The sequence below is a fragment of the Pseudomonas sp. LAMO17WK12:I10 genome (assembly GCF_900215185.1).
GTDB classification, from domain to species: domain Bacteria; phylum Pseudomonadota; class Gammaproteobacteria; order Pseudomonadales; family Pseudomonadaceae; genus Aquipseudomonas; species Aquipseudomonas chlororaphis.
The window spans coordinates 71,215-89,202 of record NZ_OBDX01000006.1; the positions used below are offsets into that span (position 1 = coordinate 71,215).

Annotated in this window: 16 protein-coding genes, 4 tRNA genes and 1 pseudogene; 5 read left to right on the top strand and 16 right to left on the bottom strand. The window is 62.6% G+C overall.

All coding sequences use genetic code 11. From position 1 onward, the window contains the following. Positions 1-85 precede the first annotated feature (85 nt). Positions 86-733 (top strand): annotated as a pseudogene (locus tag CRO75_RS09185) (transposase domain-containing protein); the annotation flags it as partial. Between the two features lie 81 nt (positions 734-814). Here the strand turns inward: CRO75_RS09185 and CRO75_RS09190 are convergent. The 7 genes from CRO75_RS09190 to rluD form a co-directional block, all read right to left on the bottom strand. Next, positions 815-891: transfer RNA gene (locus CRO75_RS09190), tRNA-Pro, on the bottom strand. Between the two features lie 93 nt (positions 892-984). After that, positions 985-1,060, bottom strand: a tRNA-Lys gene (locus CRO75_RS09195). 5 nt (positions 1,061-1,065) lie between these two features. Continuing rightward, positions 1,066-1,142 (bottom strand) — tRNA-Pro (locus CRO75_RS09200). Positions 1,143-1,151: 9 nt separating this feature from the next. Then, positions 1,152-1,227, bottom strand: a tRNA-Asn gene (locus CRO75_RS09205). A 315-nt stretch (positions 1,228-1,542) separates the two neighbouring features. After that, a complete protein-coding gene (gene clpB / locus CRO75_RS09210) occupies positions 1,543-4,107 on the bottom strand; it encodes an ATP-dependent chaperone ClpB (RefSeq protein ID WP_009045693.1) in 2,565 nt (854 codons plus the stop codon). A 130-nt stretch (positions 4,108-4,237) separates the two neighbouring features. Continuing rightward, on the bottom strand, positions 4,238-4,963 hold the full coding sequence (gene pgeF / locus CRO75_RS09215) for a peptidoglycan editing factor PgeF (RefSeq protein WP_097135053.1): 726 nt from the start codon (positions 4,961-4,963) through the stop codon (positions 4,238-4,240). Further along, positions 4,960-5,922 carry a 23S rRNA pseudouridine(1911/1915/1917) synthase RluD gene (gene rluD, locus CRO75_RS09220; RefSeq protein WP_007924719.1) on the bottom strand — a complete coding sequence of 321 codons (963 nt, stop codon included), beginning with the start codon at positions 5,920-5,922 and terminating at the stop codon, positions 4,960-4,962. The genes pgeF and rluD overlap by 4 nt, the downstream gene beginning before the upstream one ends. Before the next feature lie 151 nt (positions 5,923-6,073). Here rluD and CRO75_RS09225 point away from each other — a divergent pair, with 151 nt between their 5' ends. The 3 genes from CRO75_RS09225 to CRO75_RS09235 all read left to right on the top strand — a co-directional run bounded on the left by CRO75_RS09225 (position 6,074) and on the right by CRO75_RS09235 (position 9,077). Continuing rightward, entirely contained in the window at positions 6,074-7,096 is a 1,023-nt protein-coding gene (locus tag CRO75_RS09225) for an outer membrane protein assembly factor BamD (RefSeq protein WP_007924720.1), read from the top strand. A gap of 134 nt (positions 7,097-7,230) precedes the next feature. Next, the gene (locus CRO75_RS09230) at positions 7,231-7,464 is read left to right on the top strand and encodes a PP0621 family protein (RefSeq protein ID WP_062824555.1); all 234 of its coding nucleotides are present in this window, start codon (positions 7,231-7,233) and stop codon (positions 7,462-7,464) included. Between the two features lie 284 nt (positions 7,465-7,748). Next, positions 7,749-9,077 (top strand): sigma-54 dependent transcriptional regulator, encoded by a 1,329-nt coding sequence (locus CRO75_RS09235; RefSeq protein ID WP_097135054.1) that lies wholly within the window; start codon positions 7,749-7,751, stop codon positions 9,075-9,077. Here the strand turns inward: CRO75_RS09235 and thiO are convergent. The 7 genes from thiO to CRO75_RS09270 are packed head-to-tail and all read right to left on the bottom strand — an operon-like array spanning position 9,074 to position 15,819. Beyond that, complete coding sequence (gene thiO, locus CRO75_RS09240; RefSeq protein ID WP_097135055.1) at positions 9,074-10,174, bottom strand: glycine oxidase ThiO; 1,101 nt, start codon at positions 10,172-10,174, stop codon at positions 9,074-9,076. The two genes, CRO75_RS09235 and thiO, sit on opposite strands and share 4 nt — an antisense overlap. Positions 10,175-10,228: 54 nt before the next feature. Next, on the bottom strand, positions 10,229-10,630 hold the full coding sequence (locus CRO75_RS09245) for a type IV pilin protein (RefSeq protein ID WP_007924724.1): 402 nt from the start codon (positions 10,628-10,630) through the stop codon (positions 10,229-10,231). Between the two features lie 13 nt (positions 10,631-10,643). After that, a complete protein-coding gene (locus tag CRO75_RS09250) occupies positions 10,644-13,715 on the bottom strand; it encodes a PilC/PilY family type IV pilus protein (protein ID WP_097135056.1) in 3,072 nt (1,023 codons plus the stop codon). Next, positions 13,702-14,178: a PilX N-terminal domain-containing pilus assembly protein gene (locus tag CRO75_RS09255; protein WP_239694141.1), complete on the bottom strand. Its 477-nt coding sequence runs from the start codon at positions 14,176-14,178 to the stop codon at positions 13,702-13,704. The genes CRO75_RS09250 and CRO75_RS09255 overlap by 14 nt, the downstream gene beginning before the upstream one ends. 11 nt (positions 14,179-14,189) lie before the next feature. Next, positions 14,190-14,900 carry a prepilin-type N-terminal cleavage/methylation domain-containing protein gene (locus tag CRO75_RS09260; RefSeq protein ID WP_097135057.1) on the bottom strand — a complete coding sequence of 237 codons (711 nt, stop codon included), beginning with the start codon at positions 14,898-14,900 and terminating at the stop codon, positions 14,190-14,192. Next, complete coding sequence (gene pilV, locus CRO75_RS09265) at positions 14,897-15,352, bottom strand: type IV pilus modification protein PilV (protein WP_085534622.1); 456 nt, start codon at positions 15,350-15,352, stop codon at positions 14,897-14,899. The genes CRO75_RS09260 and pilV overlap by 4 nt, the downstream gene beginning before the upstream one ends. Continuing rightward, the gene (locus CRO75_RS09270) at positions 15,349-15,819 is read right to left on the bottom strand and encodes a GspH/FimT family protein (protein WP_009045702.1); all 471 of its coding nucleotides are present in this window, start codon (positions 15,817-15,819) and stop codon (positions 15,349-15,351) included. Before CRO75_RS09270 ends, pilV begins: the two co-directional genes overlap by 4 nt. A gap of 133 nt (positions 15,820-15,952) precedes the next feature. Between CRO75_RS09270 and CRO75_RS09275 the strand changes: the two genes are divergently transcribed. After that, positions 15,953-16,477, top strand: a complete 525-nt coding sequence (locus tag CRO75_RS09275) for a GspH/FimT family protein (protein ID WP_097135058.1) — start codon at positions 15,953-15,955, stop codon at positions 16,475-16,477. Here CRO75_RS09275 and ispH read toward each other — a convergent pair whose 3' ends face one another. Then, complete coding sequence (gene ispH / locus CRO75_RS09280) at positions 16,478-17,425, bottom strand: 4-hydroxy-3-methylbut-2-enyl diphosphate reductase (protein ID WP_085534619.1); 948 nt, start codon at positions 17,423-17,425, stop codon at positions 16,478-16,480. 123 nt (positions 17,426-17,548) lie between these two features. Beyond that, entirely contained in the window at positions 17,549-17,986 is a 438-nt protein-coding gene (gene fkpB / locus CRO75_RS09285) for an FKBP-type peptidyl-prolyl cis-trans isomerase (protein ID WP_172833189.1), read from the bottom strand. Positions 17,987-17,988 lie beyond the last annotated feature (2 nt).

The window sequence follows — 17,988 nt, forward strand, 5'->3', positions numbered from 1 at the left end:
ATCGTAATGCCCTTCACTTAAGCATTTGAGCTCATGCCGGGCTTTCTAGAAAATCCGATGCCAGACTTCTGGCATCGGATTTTTTATATCTGCTCAACAGGACCTGCTCGACCTCGGCGACCTTTTCAACGTCTGCGACATATCCCCATAGAGTGAATGGCGTCTGCGCTGAATCTCTCCAGCCAGGCAACCCTTCGCCGATATTCTCTGCCCACCGATCAAGTGCTTTGGCGGGTGCTCGGCGTGGCGTTATTTCGTGACGAGCCGGTTCATGAGGTGGCCAGACATTTGAATATCCGCGCCCAAGGCCTGGCTTCTGACCATTTGCTGGCTCGCAGCGGGCAACCGAAGCTCGTAAACGGCTCGGCGCCGGTCCTGTTGAGTGGTTATTGCGCAAGACCGGGCAACCATTGGGGCGTAGAGCGCTATAACGATGATGCCAGGCATGACCTGCCGGTCTTTGTAGTGGACGGTGCGCTGCTGCGCATTGTGGACGCCCGAGCGTTGAGATCACTTCGGCTCGGGAACACTGCAAGCGACCATCAGACACCGTTTCCTATGCTGCGCCTGGTGGCGCTGATGAACGTGCGTTCGCACGTGATCCTGGATGCACAATGAGCCCTTACCGACGCAGTGAAATGCGTTTGGCCGACGAGTTTTGCAGCGGATTCCCGACCACTCGGTGACGCTGCTCGACAAAGGGTTCTGGGGCGCGGAGCTGCTGTCGAACCTGGGCAGAACCGACAAGACACAACCGGCACCAAATTCCGGGCAAAAAAAATCCCCGTATCTTTCGATACGAGGATTTTCAGTATGGTCGGGGTAAGGGGATTCGAACTCCTGACATCCTGCTCCCAAAGCAGGCGCGCTACCGGACTGCGCTATACCCCGGTAAAAAAAAGGCACCTTTTAAAGGCGCCTTCTGCGAACAGAGCTTTTGGCGTCTGATCTTAAGATTCGATTCCAGCGAACTGGTTTCAAAAATGGTGGGTCGTGTGGGATTCGAACCTACGACCAATTGGTTAAAAGCCAACTGCTCTACCAACTGAGCTAACGACCCAAATATGGTCGGGGTAAGGGGATTCGAACTCCTGACATCCTGCTCCCAAAGCAGGCGCGCTACCGGACTGCGCTATACCCCGGCTTGAAATTGGCTCCGTGACCAGGACTCGAACCTGGGACCCAATGATTAACAGTCATTTGCTCTACCGACTGAGCTATCACGGAACTGAACATTTCAATTTTACAACCTTTACAGCAGGCTTTTATCTCTAGAAGCCTCCTCGTCGACCTGGTCCGTATCGCTACGTTCATGTCTCTGAGGCGCGCTATTCTACAATCTTAAAAACCCCTGTCAACCCCCTAAATTGCTTTCAAGACAATGATTTGCAACTTATTTCAGTTTTTTCCTCAGGGAGGAAAAAGCCTTGGGGCGACGTACTGCGGGGCGCACTTTACAAGCCTTTGCCTTACAGTTCAACGCCCTATGCAAAAAAAGGCCTCGCAATGCGAGGCCTCCTTCACAACGACGCCCTATCGGGCTCAGGTGAAGACGATTTCGTCGTTTTCCACCTTGGCCGTCACAGTGGCCCCCGGCAGGAAACTGCCGGACAGAATCAACTGCGCCAATGGGTTCTCGATCCAGCGCTGGATCGCCCGTTTCAGCGGACGTGCGCCATAGACCGGGTCGTAACCCACGGCAATCAGTTTGTCCAAGGCCTCGCCACTCAGTTCCAGCTTGAGCTCGCGCTCGGCCAGGCGGCTGCGCAGGCGTCCCAGCTGGATTTCGGTGATGCCGGCGATCTGATCCCGGGCCAACGGCTCGAAGATCACCACTTCGTCGATCCGGTTGATGAACTCCGGACGGAAATGGGTCGACACCGCATCCATCACCGCCGCCCGCTGTGCTTCGCGATCCCCCACCAGCTCCTGGATCTGCGCCGAGCCCAGGTTGGAGGTCATGACGATCACCGTATTACGGAAGTCCACGGTACGCCCGTGGCTGTCCGTCAGGCGACCGTCTTCCAGCACCTGCAGCAGGATGTTGAACACGTCCGGATGGGCCTTCTCGACCTCGTCCAGCAGGATCACCGAATAAGGCTTGCGCCGCACCGCCTCGGTCAGGTAACCGCCCTCCTCGTAGCCGACGTAGCCTGGAGGCGCACCGATCAAGCGAGCCACGGAGTGTTTCTCCATGAACTCGGACATATCGATCCGTACCATCGCCTCTTCGGTATCGAAAAGGAATTCGGCCAGCGCCTTGCACAACTCGGTCTTACCCACACCAGTCGGGCCGAGGAACATGAACGAACCACTTGGCCGGTTCGGATCGGACAACCCGGCGCGAGAACGCCGCACTGCGTTGGCTACCGCCACCACGGCTTCGTCCTGGCCAATGACACGCTGGTGCAGGAGGCTTTCCATCTTCAGCAGCTTGTCGCGCTCGCCTTCGAGCATCTTCGACACCGGAATACCGGTCCACTTGGACACGACTTCGGCGATTTCCTCTTCGGTCACCTTGCTGCGCAACAGCTGGTTCTCGCTTTGGCCATGCTGGTCGACCATCTGCAGGCTGCGCTCCAGGTCCGGGATCACCCCGTACTGCAACTCGGCCATGCGGTTCAGGTCACCTTTGCGGCGCGCGGCTTCCAGCTCCTGGCGGGACTGCTCGATCTTCTGCTGGATCTGCGCCGAACCCTGCACTTCGGCTTTCTCCGAGGTCCAGACTTCTTCCAGATCGGCGTATTCGCGCTCCAGGCGGGTGATTTCCTCCTGGAGTTTCTCCAGGCGCTTGATCGCCGCTTCGTCGTCTTCTTTCTTCAGGGCCTGGGATTCGACCTTCAGTTGAATCAGGCGCCGTTCCAGGCGGTCCAGGACCTCCGGCTTGGAGTCGATCTCCATGCGGATACGGCTGGCGGCTTCGTCGATCAGGTCGATCGCCTTGTCCGGCAGTTGCCGGTCGGTGATGTAGCGATGGCTGAGCTTGGCCGCGGCAATGATCGCGCCGTCGGTGATCGCCACCTTGTGGTGCACCTCGTAACGCTCTTTCAGGCCGCGCAGGATGGCGATGGTGTCTTCTTCGCTCGGCTCGTCCACCAGGACTTTCTGGAAGCGCCGCTCGAGGGCCGCGTCCTTCTCTATATATTGGCGGTACTCGTTGAGCGTGGTGGCGCCGACACAGTGCAGCTCACCCCGAGCCAGGGCTGGCTTGAGCATGTTGCCCGCATCCATCGAACCTTCGCCCTTGCCGGCGCCGACCATGGTGTGCAGTTCGTCGATGAACAGAATGATCTGCCCTTCCTGCTTGGACAGCTCGTTGAGCAGGGATTTCAGGCGTTCTTCGAACTCGCCACGGTATTTGGCGCCAGCGATCAGCGCGCCCATGTCCAGGGACAGCAGGCGCTTGCCTTTCAGGCCGTCCGGCACTTCGCCATTGATGATGCGTTGGGCCAGGCCTTCGGCAATCGCGGTTTTACCCACGCCAGGCTCACCGATCAGCACCGGGTTGTTCTTGGTCCGACGTTGCAGCACCTGGATGGTCCGGCGGATTTCGTCGTCACGGCCGATCACCGGGTCGAGCTTGCCGTCTTCGGCGCGCTTGGTCAGATCGACGGTGTATTTATCCAGGGCCTGACGCGACTCCTCGACGTTGGCATCATTCACCGCCTCGCCGCCTCGCAGGTTATTAATGGCGTTTTCCAGCGCTTTTTTGCTGACGCCCTGCCCCAGCAACAATTTGCCGAGCTTGCTGTTTTCGTCCATGGCCGCCAGCAGCACCAGCTCGCTGGAGATGAACTGGTCGCCTTTCTGTTGCGCCAGGCGATCGGCCTGGTTCAGCAGGCGCGCCAGATCCTGCGACATGTTCACGTCGCCGGTGGGGTTCTGGATTTTCGGCAAGTGGTCGAGCTCTTTGCTCAGCTCCTTGCGCAGGCTGTTCACGTCGAAGCCCACTTGCATCAGCAGCGGCTTGATCGAGCCGCCCTGCTGTTCGAGCAGCGCCTGCATCAAGTGCGCCGGCTCGATGGCCGGATGGTCGAGGCCGACCGCCAGGGATTGAGAATCGGATAACGCCAGCTGAAGCTTGCTGGTTAATCGGTCTATACGCATTAGTCACCTTCCTTTTGAGCAGGTCGGAGCGATGGACACACCTAAATAGAGAAACCTGCCAGATACCCCTGTAGATGCGGTCGATTCTGGAAGATTCAAGCCTTGCGAGCTTGACACAGGTCAGAAGAGTCTAGCGTTCCAGCCAGATCAGGGAAGCGAAGCGCCCGGTGCGCGGGCTGCGCCGGTAGGAATAGAAACGCGGGTCGCTCACGGTGCAGAAACCGCCGCCATACACGGCGGTGACGCCGCATGCCGCCAGGCGCAGGCGGGCCAGCATATAGATATCAGCCATGAGCTTGCCAGGGTTGTGGCTCGGCACAAAGGCCTGCTCGGTCTGTGGCAAGTGCCGGACGAAAGCCTCACGCACTTCCGGCCCGACCTCGAAGGCTTGCGGACCAATGGCCGGCCCCAGCCAGACCAGTACATCCTCAGGTGCAACCTTCAGGCTATCGAGCGTCGCTTCCAGCACCCCGGCCGCCAGCCCACGCCAACCGGCATGGGCCGCTGCCACCCGAGTACCGGCACGGTCGCAGAACAGCGCTGGCAGGCAATCGGCGGTCATGGCGCTACAGGCAATGCCGGGCGTGGCGCTCCAGCTGGCATCGGCGGTGGCGACGACGGACGGATCCGCCTCGACCACATCAATACCGTGAACCTGTTTCAGCCAGGCTGGCTTTATAGAGAAGCGATCGGTCAGGCGACGGCGGTTTTCGGCCACCGCCTCTGGGTTGTCATCGACATGATCGCCCAGGTTGAGGCTGTTGAACGGCGCCAGGCTGACGCCGCCCGCACGGGTGGTGACGCAGGCTTTGACCCCGGCCGGCGCGGGCCAGTCAGGAATCAGCCAGTCACTCATCCGACAAAAGCCTCGCGATCCTGCTTGAGCAGGGTCAGCAGCCAGACGAAATCTTCCGGCAGCGGCGATTCCCAGCTCATGCGCTCGCCGGTGGTCGGGTGGTCCAGCTCAAGGAACCGCGCATGCAGCGCCTGACGCGGGAAGTGCTTGAGGGATTCGACCATGGTCGGGTTCGCGGCGGGCGGAATGCGGAAACGACCACCGTAGGCCGGATCGCCGACCAACGGATAGTTGATATGGGCCATGTGCACACGGATCTGGTGGGTCCGCCCGGTTTCCAGTTTCACCCGGACGTGGGTGTGGGAACGGAAACGCTCCAGCACGCGGTAGTGGCTGACGGCCGGCTTGCCGCCTTCCATCACCGCCATGCGCTGGCGTTGCTGGCCATGCCGGCCGATCGGGGCGTTGATCTTGCCGCCGGCGGTGACCACGCCGATCACGATGCATTCATAGATGCGGCTGACGCTGCGGCTCTGCAACTGGGCAACCAGTTGGGTCTGCGCCTGGATGGTCTTGGCCACCACCATCAGACCGGTGGTGTCCTTGTCCAGACGATGGACGATGCCGGCGCGCGGCACGTTGATGATGTCCGGGACATGGTGCAGCAGGGCATTGAGCAGCGTGCCATCGGCGTGACCGGCGGCGGGGTGGACCACCAGGCCGGCAGGCTTGTTGATCACCAGGATGTCGTCGTCTTCATAGACGATATCCAGTTCGATGTCCTGAGCGATCCATTCTCCCTGAGCTTCCTGCTCGGCGGTCAGCTCAAGAACCGCGCCGCCATGGACGATGTCTCGCGGGCGGATAACCGCTCCATCCACAGTCAGGCGGCCGTCTTTGATCCAGGCGGAAAGGCGCGAGCGCGAGTGCTCAGCGAATAATTGGGCGGCGACTTGATCGAGGCGTTGGCCGCCCAGTTCGGACGGCACCTCTGCGCGAAGTTCAATTTTATCGGACATGCTCAGACTAGGCGTCGGCACAGCCTTTGGTTTCGGCTGCGCGCTTGTGGTTAAATACGGCGTCTTTTGCCCCGAGGCTTTTCAACGGGGCGCTCATCATAACAGGACGGCCCCGCCCAAGACAGCGGCCGTCATAGGGACGCAAGCCGCCATGCAAGTGAAACACCTGCTGCTGATCGCCATCCTCGCACTGACCGCTGCTTGCTCATCGAAGGAAGTCGTTGACGAAAACCTGAGCGAGGTCGAGCTGTACCAGCAGGCGCAGACCGACCTGGACAACAACAGCTATACCAGCGCCACCGCCAAGCTCAAGGCCCTGGAGTCGCGTTATCCGTTCGGTCGCTATGCGGATCAGGCACAGCTCGAACTGATCTATGCCAACTACAAGAACGCCGAGCCGGAGGCCGCCAAGTCCGCCGCCGAGCGTTTCATCCGCCTGCACCCACAACACCCGAACGTGGACTACGCCTACTACCTCAAGGGCCTGACCTCCTTCGACCAGGACGTCGGCCTGCTGGCGCGCTTCCTGCCGCTGGACATGACCAAGCGTGACCCGGGTGCCGCGCGCGACTCCTACAACGAGTTCGCCCAGCTCACCAGCCGTTTCCCGAACAGCCGCTACGCGCCGGACGCCAAGCAGCGCATGATCTACCTGCGCAACCTGCTGGCCTCCTACGAAATCCACGTGGCCGACTACTACCTGACCCGTCAGGCCTATGTAGCCGCCGCCAACCGTGGCCGCTACGTGGTGGAAAACTTCCAGGAAACCCCGTCGGTGGCCGATGGCCTGGCGGTGATGACCGAGGCTTACCAGCGTCTGCACCTGGACGAGCTGGCCGCCACCAGCCTGGAAACCCTGAAGCTCAACTACCCCGATCACCCGACCCTGGTCGACGGCCAGTTCGTGCCACGGGTCGCCGAGGCGGACAACCGCTCCTGGCTGAGCAAGGCCACCCTGGGCCTGATCGAGTCCCGTCCACCGCTGCCGCCGGGAGAAACCCGCGCCAACCAGGACGTGATGAAGCAATACCAGGATGCCAAGGACGCGATTCCGGCCGAGCTCAAGCCTAAAGACGCCAATGGCGACGCTGTCGAAGAAGAGCAGCACGAAGCCGAAGGCAACAACAGCGACCGCTCGTGGTTCAGCTACATGACCTTCGGCGTGTTCGACTGACACCGCCGCGGTTACAAAAAAGGGAGGCTTTCGAGTCTCCCTTTTTTTGTCCGTGGATTTCAGCGCTGATTGCACTGTGCGCCCGGCATGACCTTGGCTAAACTGCCGGTTCCTCACTCACATAGCTGGCTACCATGCTTCGTCTACTGTTCTGGATCGCCCTGATTGCCGCTGCGGTATGGCTCTGGCGCAAATTCAAGCAGCCCGCCTCCGGCACCGCTGCGCCCCGCGAACCCAGCACCACGCCCATGGTGCGTTGTGCCCATTGCGGCGTGCACCTGCCCCGCGACCGGGCGCTGCCCCTCGAGCAGCAGTGGTATTGCAGCCAGGCGCACCTGGAGCAAGGTCCGATCTCCCGCGATCGCTGAACCTCGACCGACAGCGGTGCACATGACGCCAAAAGCACATGGTTTGCACCGCTGAATAACTCGCTACAAAAAATCCACCATTTCAGCATCGTCCCACTTCCGGCCGGCAACCCTCGGCAAATCGGGGCTATTACCCTGCGCATCATCCTGAACCCGACCAAACGACCCCGCCCTACCCGCCCTTGAGTGGGGCGAACGACTTCAAGCCTGCCTAGACTTCACGACACGCCAGGATGGCGGGTGCTCCCGCACCTCTTTCGCTCACGGATGAAGCAGTAAGCGGCATGAGCCCACGACAAAAAGTCCTGATCGTCGATGACGATCCAGGCATCCGCGAATATCTGGAAATCAGCCTCGGCCGGATGCAACGCCATACCCGCAGCGCCCGCACCCTGGGCGAAGCGCGTCACTGGCTGGCGCGGGAAGGCTTCGACCTGTGCCTGAGCGACCTGCATTTGCCCGACGGCACGGGGCTGGAATTACTCGAGCATATCCAGTGCCGCCAGCTGCGAATGCCGCTGGCAATACTCAGCACCTGCGCCCGCCAGGAAACCGCGATCCACGCCCTGAAGGCCGGCGCCATCGACTTCCTGAGCAAACCCGTGGCCCTGGCACGCTTGCGCGAGCTGCTGAATGGCGCCCTGCCTGGATCGATACCACCGAACCCTGCTACCGGTCCATTGCTCGGCGATTCGGCCGCCATGCACAAACTGCGCGGACAAATCGGCAAACTGGCCCGGAGCCAGGCCTCGGTCTATATCAGCGGAGAGTCCGGAAGCGGCAAGGAACTGGTCGCCCGCGCGATCCACGACCTGGGTCCTCGGGCCAGACACGCCTTCGTGCCGGTCAATTGCGGAGCCATCCCACCGGAACTGATGGAGAGCGAGTTTTTCGGCCATCGCAAAGGCAGCTTCAGCGGCGCTATCGAAGACAAGCCCGGCCTGTTCCAGGCGGCGCACGGCGGCACGCTGTTTCTCGATGAGGTGGCCGATCTGCCGCTGGCGATGCAGGTCAAATTGCTCCGCGCGCTGCAGGAGAAGGCGGTACGTTGCGTCGGCGGGCAACAGGAGGTCCAGGTCGATGTACGCATTCTCTGCGCCACCCACAAGGCGTTGCTGGCGGAAGTGCATGCCGGGCGCTTTCGCCAGGATCTCTACTACCGCCTGAACGTGATCGAGTTGCCGGTGCCACCGCTACGGGCGCGCAAGGCTGATATCGAACCCTTGGCCACCGCCATTCTCGAGCGCCTGGCGCAGGGTAACGGCCAACAACTGGCACGGCTTCAGCCAAGCGCGCTGCAAGCGCTCCAGGGCTACGACTTTCCCGGTAACGTGCGCGAACTGGAGAACCTGCTCGAACGGGCGCACACCCTGTGCGAGAACCGGCGGATCGAAGCACGCGACCTGCGCCTGACGCCAAACGGCGCCCACCCGGCCATCACGCCCGGACCGGCACAGGTAATCAACCTTGAGAAATATCTGCAAGAAGTCGAGCGCCGGCTGATCCTCCAGGCCCTGGAGCACACCCGCTGGAACCGCACGGCGGCGGCCCAGCGCTTGAGCCTGTCGTTTCGTTCTATGCGCTACCGGCTGAAGAAACTCGGCCTGGATTAAATTCGCCCACTGGGCGCATAAGGCGCCGGGTCGATGATCGGCTCTCGGCCCAGCATCAGGTCGGCGAACAGCTGGCAGGACGCGGGCGCCAGGACCAACCCATTGCGGTAATGCCCGCAGTTCAGCCACAGCCCCTCCAGCCCCAGGACCGGGCCGATATAGGGAATGCCCTCGGGCGAGCCCGGACGCAAGCCCGCCCAATGCCCCACCACCTCGGCCTGCGCCAGCGCCGGGATCAACTCGATGGCCGAAGCCTTCAGGCTTTCCAGGGCCGACGAGGTCGGGGTCTTGTCGAAGCCTTCGTGCTCCAGGGTACTGCCGATCAAGATGTGGCCGTCGCGCCGGGGAATCGCGTAACGCCCCTTGGCCAGGACCATGCAGGAAAGAAAATCCGACGCGCACTTGTAGAGGATCATCTGGCCTTTGACCGGCTCCACCGGCAACGCCAGCCCCAGGCTCTTGAGCAATTCGCCGCTCCAGGCCCCTGCCGCCAGCACCACCTGATCGCCACGGATTTCGCCCAGGGAGGTCTGCACCCCGAGCACTCGCTCACCTTCGCGGATAAACCCGCTGACTTCACACTGTTCGTGAAGGGTTACCGCCGGCAGGGCCGACAGGGCGGCCTTCAGCGATTTGACCAGGCGCGGATTGCGCACGTTGGCCACGTCGGCCATGTAGATCGCCCGCGAAAAACCGCCGCCCAGCACCGGCACCGCGTCATGAGCCACCGAGATATCCACAGCGCTCAATGGCCGCTGTTCCCGCCGGGCCCAGGCCAGCGCTTCGGCCTCGTCGTCGAGGTCCAGCCAGTACAGGCCGGTGGTGTGCACTTCGGGATCGACACCGGTCGTGGCAAACAGGCGCTCGGCCAGCTGTGGATAAAAATCCTGCGACCAATGCGCCAGCGCGGTGACCGCCGGGCTGTAGCGCCAGGGGTACAGCGGCGAGACGATCCCGCCGCCGGCCCAGGAGGATTCCTGGCCGACATTCGAGCGTTCGAGCAGCACCACCTGCTGCCCGGCGGATGCCAGGTTGAACGCGGTCAGCAGGCCGATCACTCCACCGCCGACAATCACCACTTGCTGTTGCTTTGCCATAGTCCAGTCCAGGAAATGAAAACACCGGGCGCCGCCAGCGCCCGAGAAGGTTGTTCAGCGCCCCCAGCAATCCTTGCTGGTCACCCCGTCGGCCATATTGTTGTTGCCCATGGCACCGGTGTGGCTAAGGGTGAACTCGCCGCATTTGTCGCCGGCCATCATGCTCTCGGTTTTCGGCGTCGCGGTCAGGGTAAAGCTCTGGTCGGCCAGGACTGGCGTGATGCTGTAGTCGTCGTTGCCGGCGCTGAGGCCCGGGGCGTTGCTGTAGACACCGCCCTTGGAATGAAACCGCTCGAGGCTCTGCGCCTGTTCCGACAGCAGGCCGGCGATTTGCGTGCGGTGGGTTTTCTTCACGTACTCGGTGATGCTGGGAAGGCTCAGGGTGACGACGAGCCCGATGATCGCAATCACGATCATGATTTCGATCAGGGTAAAACCTTGGTTGGATCTACGCATGCCTCACTCTCACTTACTGTATTTGTCGCCACATGATGCGACGGCTGCCACCGCCCGGTTTCTCGACCAGGGAGGCAATACCGCCGCCGGAATCGCTGACGATTTTGCGGGTAGCGCGGTTAAGCACAGCGCTCAACGCAGGAATGCCGCCGGTAAAGATGACACCGCTGGAAGGCGTATCCAGGCCATCGACCACTTCATCGCCATTGGTGTCGAGCACCGCGTCGCCCTGCATCTTACCGCTGAATGCGTCCAGCTCGACCAATTTGCCGTTGCCCGCGCTGGAACAAGGGTCGCCCGCCTCGACAGCGGCGGTGCTGAAGACAATGCGACCCGCCACCAGCGTGGCCTGATTGATGACCCGCTCGCCACTCGACGCCTCCCCCAGCGGCAGGTACCAGCCCTGCTCGGCCGGATAACTGACGTCCGCCTGGGTGCTGGTGATATAGGAGCCCGCGCTACCGGCAAACAGCCCGGTGATCGCTTGCGCCTGCAGGTCAGCCACGGTGATGCTGCCCGTACCAGCCGGGGCATCCCAGACCGCGTAAAAGCCCTGGGCATCCTTGCTGCGTTTGTCGGCCAGCTCGCTGAGCTTGCCGGTGCCGAACAGCACCAGCTTGCCGCCCTCGGGATGATCCACCAGCAACGGCTGCGCGGTGATCGGCTGGCTCGCGCCACCCGGAGCGCTGAACAACGGAGCACCGCCAAAGGCCGGGCCCCAGCTGTCCGGCGCCGAACCGCTCAAATCGAACTTCCACAGATGGCCCTGGAGATCGCCGCCATAGGCCGCCTGGACCACATTCTGGCTGTCCACCCACACCTTCACCGAGGACAAGCCGTTCTCCTGCCCATTGCCATCGACCGGGATTTTCCTGATCAGCGAGCCATCGCGAATATCCACCACATACAGGGCAGCGACCCCGGAATGGCTGCCATAGCCATTGCCGATAAAGGCCGCCCAGCGCCCGTCGGCCAAGCGTGCCACTTCCGGACGGGCGTAGGCATAACCCAGGTCATTGAACGGGTGGCTGTTATCGGCAACCTCAGGCGCGGCGATTTCCCACAGCGCCTGCGGCGTATTGCCGGCCTGGCCATACAGCTGCACCGCGTAAAACACCTTGCCGCCGGCCCCGGTGCCCGCCAGCGCCAGGGTTGCCCAGGCTGTGCCGAGTTGGGCATCGAAGACCGCCACCGGGCCATCGGCCAAAAACCGGTGACGTTCCCCGTTGACGTAGCCGGGGTCGGCGATGTGATGCAGCAGCGGCAAGGCACTGGAGGGCATATAGGCGTAGCGGCGCCGGCCATTCTCAGGGTCGATCAGCGAAAGCAGGCCGTCATTGGCGTTGACCAGCAGGCTCGGGGTCATGCCTTGGGCCTTGCTCGCCAGGTAGGCGCTATAGTCGCTGTCGCCCTGCAGGTCGGCGGCGTCCTGCGCGGTCGGCGTCGCCATGACCAGCGGCGAGTTGACGATGTCCCCCAGCAATCGGGTACGCACCTTGAGCCCGGCCCGGTTACTCCCCTGGCTCCAGGCCAGTAGATCGGCCGCGGTGGTGCCGGGCGGCAGGTTCTGGGCGAGCGCGGCCTGCTGCGCGCCGGACAGTTGGTCATGGCGCAAGGCAACGGCGGTTCGGGAGGCACTGTTCCAGGTCTGGAAGATCCCCAGCGACGCATCGGCAACCAGGGTCGAGTCCGTGCTCCACAGCGGCGTACGGGTGTCGACCGCACCAGCGGGGCTGATGCCATACGCCCTGATGGTGCCGTGCCAATCGACGGGGTCATAAGACGCCTGGAAATAACTCGAACCGCTGGCCAGCCCGGCGGCCCCCGCCGTGGCGCTCCCCGCCTCGGCGGCGGAAGCCGAAACCTCGCCCAGGGCCGAGGCCAGTGCGGCGTCGAGCCCCGCCTTGTCGGTCACCGGGTAGAACTTGCCCCGGCCATAGTTCGCCGCATCCGCCAGCATGGGGTACTGCGCGTTGAGACCGATGGTGTAAGTGTTCATGTGCTGCTGCGCGAAGCCCGCCGAATCCCAGCTTTTCCCCGCGATATCCATGCCTGCCACGCGCATGTCGATATCCACCGCCAGCTTGGCGATGTCATCCAGATACAGGCTGCTGCCCTCCTCGTTGCCGCCAGGATCAATGCCGTCATTGGGCACCCCATCCCAATCTGGCAGGCTGCCCGCCCCCTGGGGTTCACGGGAGGGAAAACTGTGGTCGTAACTGGGAAGGCCATCGGTCACCACCAGGCCGTAATTGCGCTGGCAGCGATACTGGATCGGGCTGCCATAGGTAGAGGGCGTGCTGTTGTAGTAAGGCGTCAGGCCACGAAAATAACGGCTGATCTCGTAATAGGTTTCCGCCAGCGGCGCCTCGGCCGAGGCCCTGAGCCCGCCGATGGCGGACAGCAATGCCTGGTAGTTAGCGTCAGCCTGAGCCGGGCTGACCTGATCGCCGACCGGAGCCAGATCGCTGATGGCACGCACGATACGCCCACCCGGCGCCAAATCGCCGCCCGCTGGCGGGTTGAAGCTCGCCAGGCCAATGCGCAGCGCGCGGTTGTCAGCCACCAGCTTGCTGGCGGCCTCACGCACCAGGGTCATCCGGTCTTGAACGGGAATCGAGCCATCGGTGAAATCCCGGTCGCGACCGTCGGCCAGGGCCAGCAGGTAAGCCAAATAGGCAGCCGAATAGCGGGTGCGGCCGTTCCCCGCGGGATCAGGCAGCTTGAGGCACTCTGGCCGGGCACTGTCGCGGTAGAAACCGACATAACCGCTGGCGCAGCCCGCCTGGCTCAGCGTTGAAAGAGCAAGCGAATCCGCGCTCGGACTGGCTCCGGCCAGGCATTCGCCCGCCTGCATCCGGCACGGCCTGACCGGCGCCCGCGCCAGCCCGGGATCGAAACCCGGGGCATAGACAATGCTGTTCATGCTCTGCGAATCGTCGAGCAGCAGCATCACATTCGGTGCCACCGCCGCCGAATTCGCCAAAGGTGCCTGCGCCGGGCTGAAGCCATAGGCCGGAGCACTCAGATAGAGGCCCAGCAAAGCGCCAGCCAGCAATCCCCCAGGCCTTTCAATACTTGGCATAAATGCTCTCCAGCACGCTGCGCGAGTGGCCGGCCAGCCCGACAGCAGTCACCCGGTACAGGGTCGCGGAAGTGTTGCTCGGCACATGGACTGCCCCCAGCGTCGTACCGAGGTTCTGCACAGCGTAAAAACCGTTATCGGTGGCGATCCAGGTCACGCCCGAATGGCTGTTGTGGCCCGCGGCGCTGACAGCCGCGGACTCGCCGGGCGGCGCGCACTGGCCGCCGCTACAGGCCGCCAATACATAACTATCCTGCTGCACCGCGCTCTCACCGATACGCAGGGCCATCTCCGCCGCCTGGAACGATTGATTGCGCAGCCACAGGCCGCCGGCCATCTTTTCCTGCAAGGTCGCGTTCTGCATCGACGAAATGCCGATCAAGGTCAGCAGTAACAGGAACACCAGGCTCATCAACAGCGCCATGCCGCGCTGCGCCCCGGGAGCCGTTCGATACGAAGTCATCGGCAACTCCCTCACAACAGGCGATTGCGCAAGGCGGCCACCACATTGAACGTCTGCGGCCGCACTCGCGCCTGGGGATCGCTCAGGGTCAGGCTCAAGCGCACGCTGCGAATCCGTGCCGGGTCTGCGGGATCACGGCTATAGCTGGAGGCCGCGACATCGGTGGCGGTGCTGGCGATGCCGAACGACACGTCGAACGCGCTGACATTGTTCACCAGCACCGCCTGGCCGGAGCCAGTGCCGGTACCCATCAGCAGTTGATCGTCCTTCAAGCTGTACACCAGGCGCCGCACCGCAAACGCCTGCTGCCCCGAGGGGGCCTTGCGGGCACCGGTATAGGCGGTGGCACTATTGCGGCAATCGCTCAGCACGGTCCAGGTCGGGGTGCCACCGCTGTCGCCGATATCGGCCGTGACCAGCGTCAGCCGGTGGTTGGCGTTGTCCCAGCGGATAGGCGTTTGCGCATGACCGGCGAAGTCCGCGGCAATGCTGGCATCGGCGATGCTCTGCAGGCAGCCGAACATGCCGACCATGCGTATTTCCTGGATCATCTTGCTCAGCACGAAGCGCGCATCCTCTTGCAGGCTGGCCGAGGCGTTCTGGCTGACATAGGTGTCTTTGGCCGAGATGAAAATCTGCGTCACGCCCAAGGCCACGATCAGGCTCAACGCCAGCGCCACCAGCATTTCGATCAGGCCGAAGCCGCTGTTCCCGCGTCTCATGGCTTGCTCCCTGGATCCACTGCCACCCGGCTGCTCAGGACAAAACTGCGGGAGCCTTCAGCAGGCTCGCCAGAAGAATGGGCGGCACGGGCGTCGTCCCAGGTGATGCTGATGGTGAACACGCCCTGCTTGAGGCTGATATGGCCCTCGGCGGTCGGCCCACCAAAACTCTCGACATTGCGCTTGAAGTCATAGAGGTCCTGGTCCCGAACCACGCCGAAATTGCCGGCCTCGGGAGCTGCCACGGTGTAGTCCGCAGCGCTGTTGGCGCGGATGCGATCGAGCATGTCATAGGCGATGAAGCTGGCCTGGCTGGTCATCAATGCACTGTCGGTGTAGCGCAGGGCATTGAGCTGGACCGCCGCCGCACCGAGCAGGCCGACGCCGAGAATCAGCACCGCCACCAGCACCTCGATCAGCGTCATTCCGGCCTGCACGCTCCTGCCCGTCATTTGCACTCCCCGTTTACCGCTATCCGTCCGTTCAGGCACAGCGTGATCGTCCTGTGTTGCTCGCCCAGCACATAAGTCATGACCGGCGGGACCGCTGCCGATACACCGCCCAACGCGTTGAAGCCAATGCTGTCGAATTCAGAGGTTAGCGTCAGCCGGGCGCCGCGACTGACCGCGGGAACAACCCGCAATACATTCGTCGCCGGTCCGTCGCCTTGATAAATCGACAGCCCCCGGCTCCAGTCCGAATCGACCGCGGCCGGGCGCAGGTGAACCGGCAAGCCGCTGTCGATCGCCTCCAGACGCGCGTAATTCAAGCTGCGCAGCAGTTCGCTGATGTCGCTGTCGGCCTTGGAGCGCTGCGCCATCTGACTGAACGCGGGAACCACCAGGGTCAACAAAACCGCCAAAACTGCCAGGGTCACCAGCAATTCGATCAGCGTGAAGCCTTCTGTACGGTGACGCATGCCATCCCCTTGAGCGGCCAGCGGCTATAACTGGCTCTGGCACTTCGAACCTTCATAGACCGAGGGTTTGAGGTTTTGCTCAATGGTCGGGCAAGGATTGTCCGGACCTGGCGCACTCCATGGAGGGAGAACCATGTCGCAGAAGGGTTTCGGCCTGATCGAAATAATCGTGGGCCTGACGCTTGCCAGCCTGCTGATGCTGTTCGCCACCGCCTCATTCGGGGAGTTGTTCCAGTCGACACGCCGGCTGGATGCCGCACAGATGCTTGCCAGCGGCATTCGCAATGCGCGCACCGAAGCCATCCTGCGTCAGCAGCGGACCGTGATTCACGGGTTGAACGATGACTGGAGCCAAGGCTGGCGGATCATTCTGGATATCAGCGGCGAGGGCTCGCAGGACAGCGATAACCCGGTACTGCTTGAACGCCGGGGGGACGCCCGGGTGGCGATTGTCGGCAATCGTCCGGTGGAGCATTTCGTGCGCTTCAGTGGCCTGGGTGATCCGCAGCTGCCCAGCGGCGCCTTTCAGGCCGGAACGCTGCACATCTGCGCGGCCGATCCGGGAACGAGCCAGCACCAGGTGGTGCTTTCCCGCAGTGGGCGGGTCAGCCTGCGCAGCGACAAGGCCGCGCAGGCGTTATGCGACAGGCAGGGCTGATCAGAGCAGGGAGCGAACGCGCAGCTCTTTGGGCATGGAGAAAGTGATGTTTTCTTCGCGGCCGGCCAGTTCGTCGGCGCCGGTGGCGCCCCAGGCGTGCAGCTGCTCGATCACCCCCCGTACCAGCACCTCGGGAGCCGAAGCCCCGGCGGTGATGCCGATGCGCTCGACGCCGTCGAACCAGCTGCGTTGCATGTCCTCGGCGCCGTCGATCAGGTACGCCGGGGTGGCCATGCGCTCGGCCAGCTCACGCAGGCGGTTGGAGTTGGAGCTGTTCGGGCTGCCCACCACCAGTACCACATCGCACTCGTCGGCCAGTTGCTTGACCGCGTCCTGACGGTTCTGCGTGGCGTAGCAGATGTCGTCCTTGCGCGGCCCGCCAATCGCCGGGAAACGCTGGCGCAAGGCATCGATGACCCGGCTGGTGTCGTCCATCGACAAGGTGGTCTGGGTAACGAACGCCAGCTTTTCAGGATTGCGCACCTGCAGCTCGGCGACGTCTTGCTCGTCTTCCACCAGGTAGATCGAGCCGCCATTGCTGGCGTCGTACTGGCCCATGGTGCCTTCGACTTCCGGGTGGCCGGCATGGCCGATCAGGATGCATTCGCGACCGTCGCGGCTGTAGCGCGCCACTTCGATATGCACCTTGGTCACCAGCGGGCAGGTCGCATCGAAGACTTTCAGGCCACGGCCCGCCGCTTCGCTGCGCACGGCCTGGGAAACGCCGTGGGCGCTGAAGATCACGATGACGTCATCCGGCACCTGGTCCAGCTCCTCGACAAAGATCGCGCCGCGAGCGCGCAGGTCTTCGACGACAAATTTGTTGTGCACCACTTCATGACGCACGTAGATCGGCGGCCCGAAGACCTCCAGGGCGCGATTGACGATTTCGATCGCGCGGTCCACGCCAGCGCAGAAGCCACGGGGGTTGGCGAGTTTGATTTGCATGCTGTGCCTCGTGTCTTGCGGGCAAGGAATATTCGGTGCAACCGCTTCGCGATTGCTCGCTGGCCTGCTCGCGCCTACAGGAACCTTATGGAGACTGTAGACGCGAGTCGGCTCGCGATGCCTTTAAAGCGCTTTAACGTCGATGATCTCGACATCAAAGGTCAAGGTTTTACCGGCCAACGGATGGTTGAAGTCAACGGTCACCTGGGCGTCATCAAAAGCTTTGACCACGCCTGGCAGCTCGGTATTCGCCGCATCGTTGAAGATCACCAGCAGGCCTTCGGACAGTTCCATATCCTGGAACTGCGAACGCGGGATGATCTGCACGTTTTGCGGGTTCGGCTGGCCAAAGGCGTTTTCCGGCTCGATAGTCAGGTTACGCTTGTCACCCGCCTTGAAGCCGAACAGGGCCGCTTCAAAACCTGGCAACAGGTTGCCGTCACCGACCTTGAAGGTCGCCGGGGCCTTGTCGAAGGTGCTGTCCACCGTGTCGCCGTTCTCCAGGCGCAATGCGAAATGCAAAGTGACTTCCGTGTTCTGGCCGATGCGTTGTTCAGCCAATA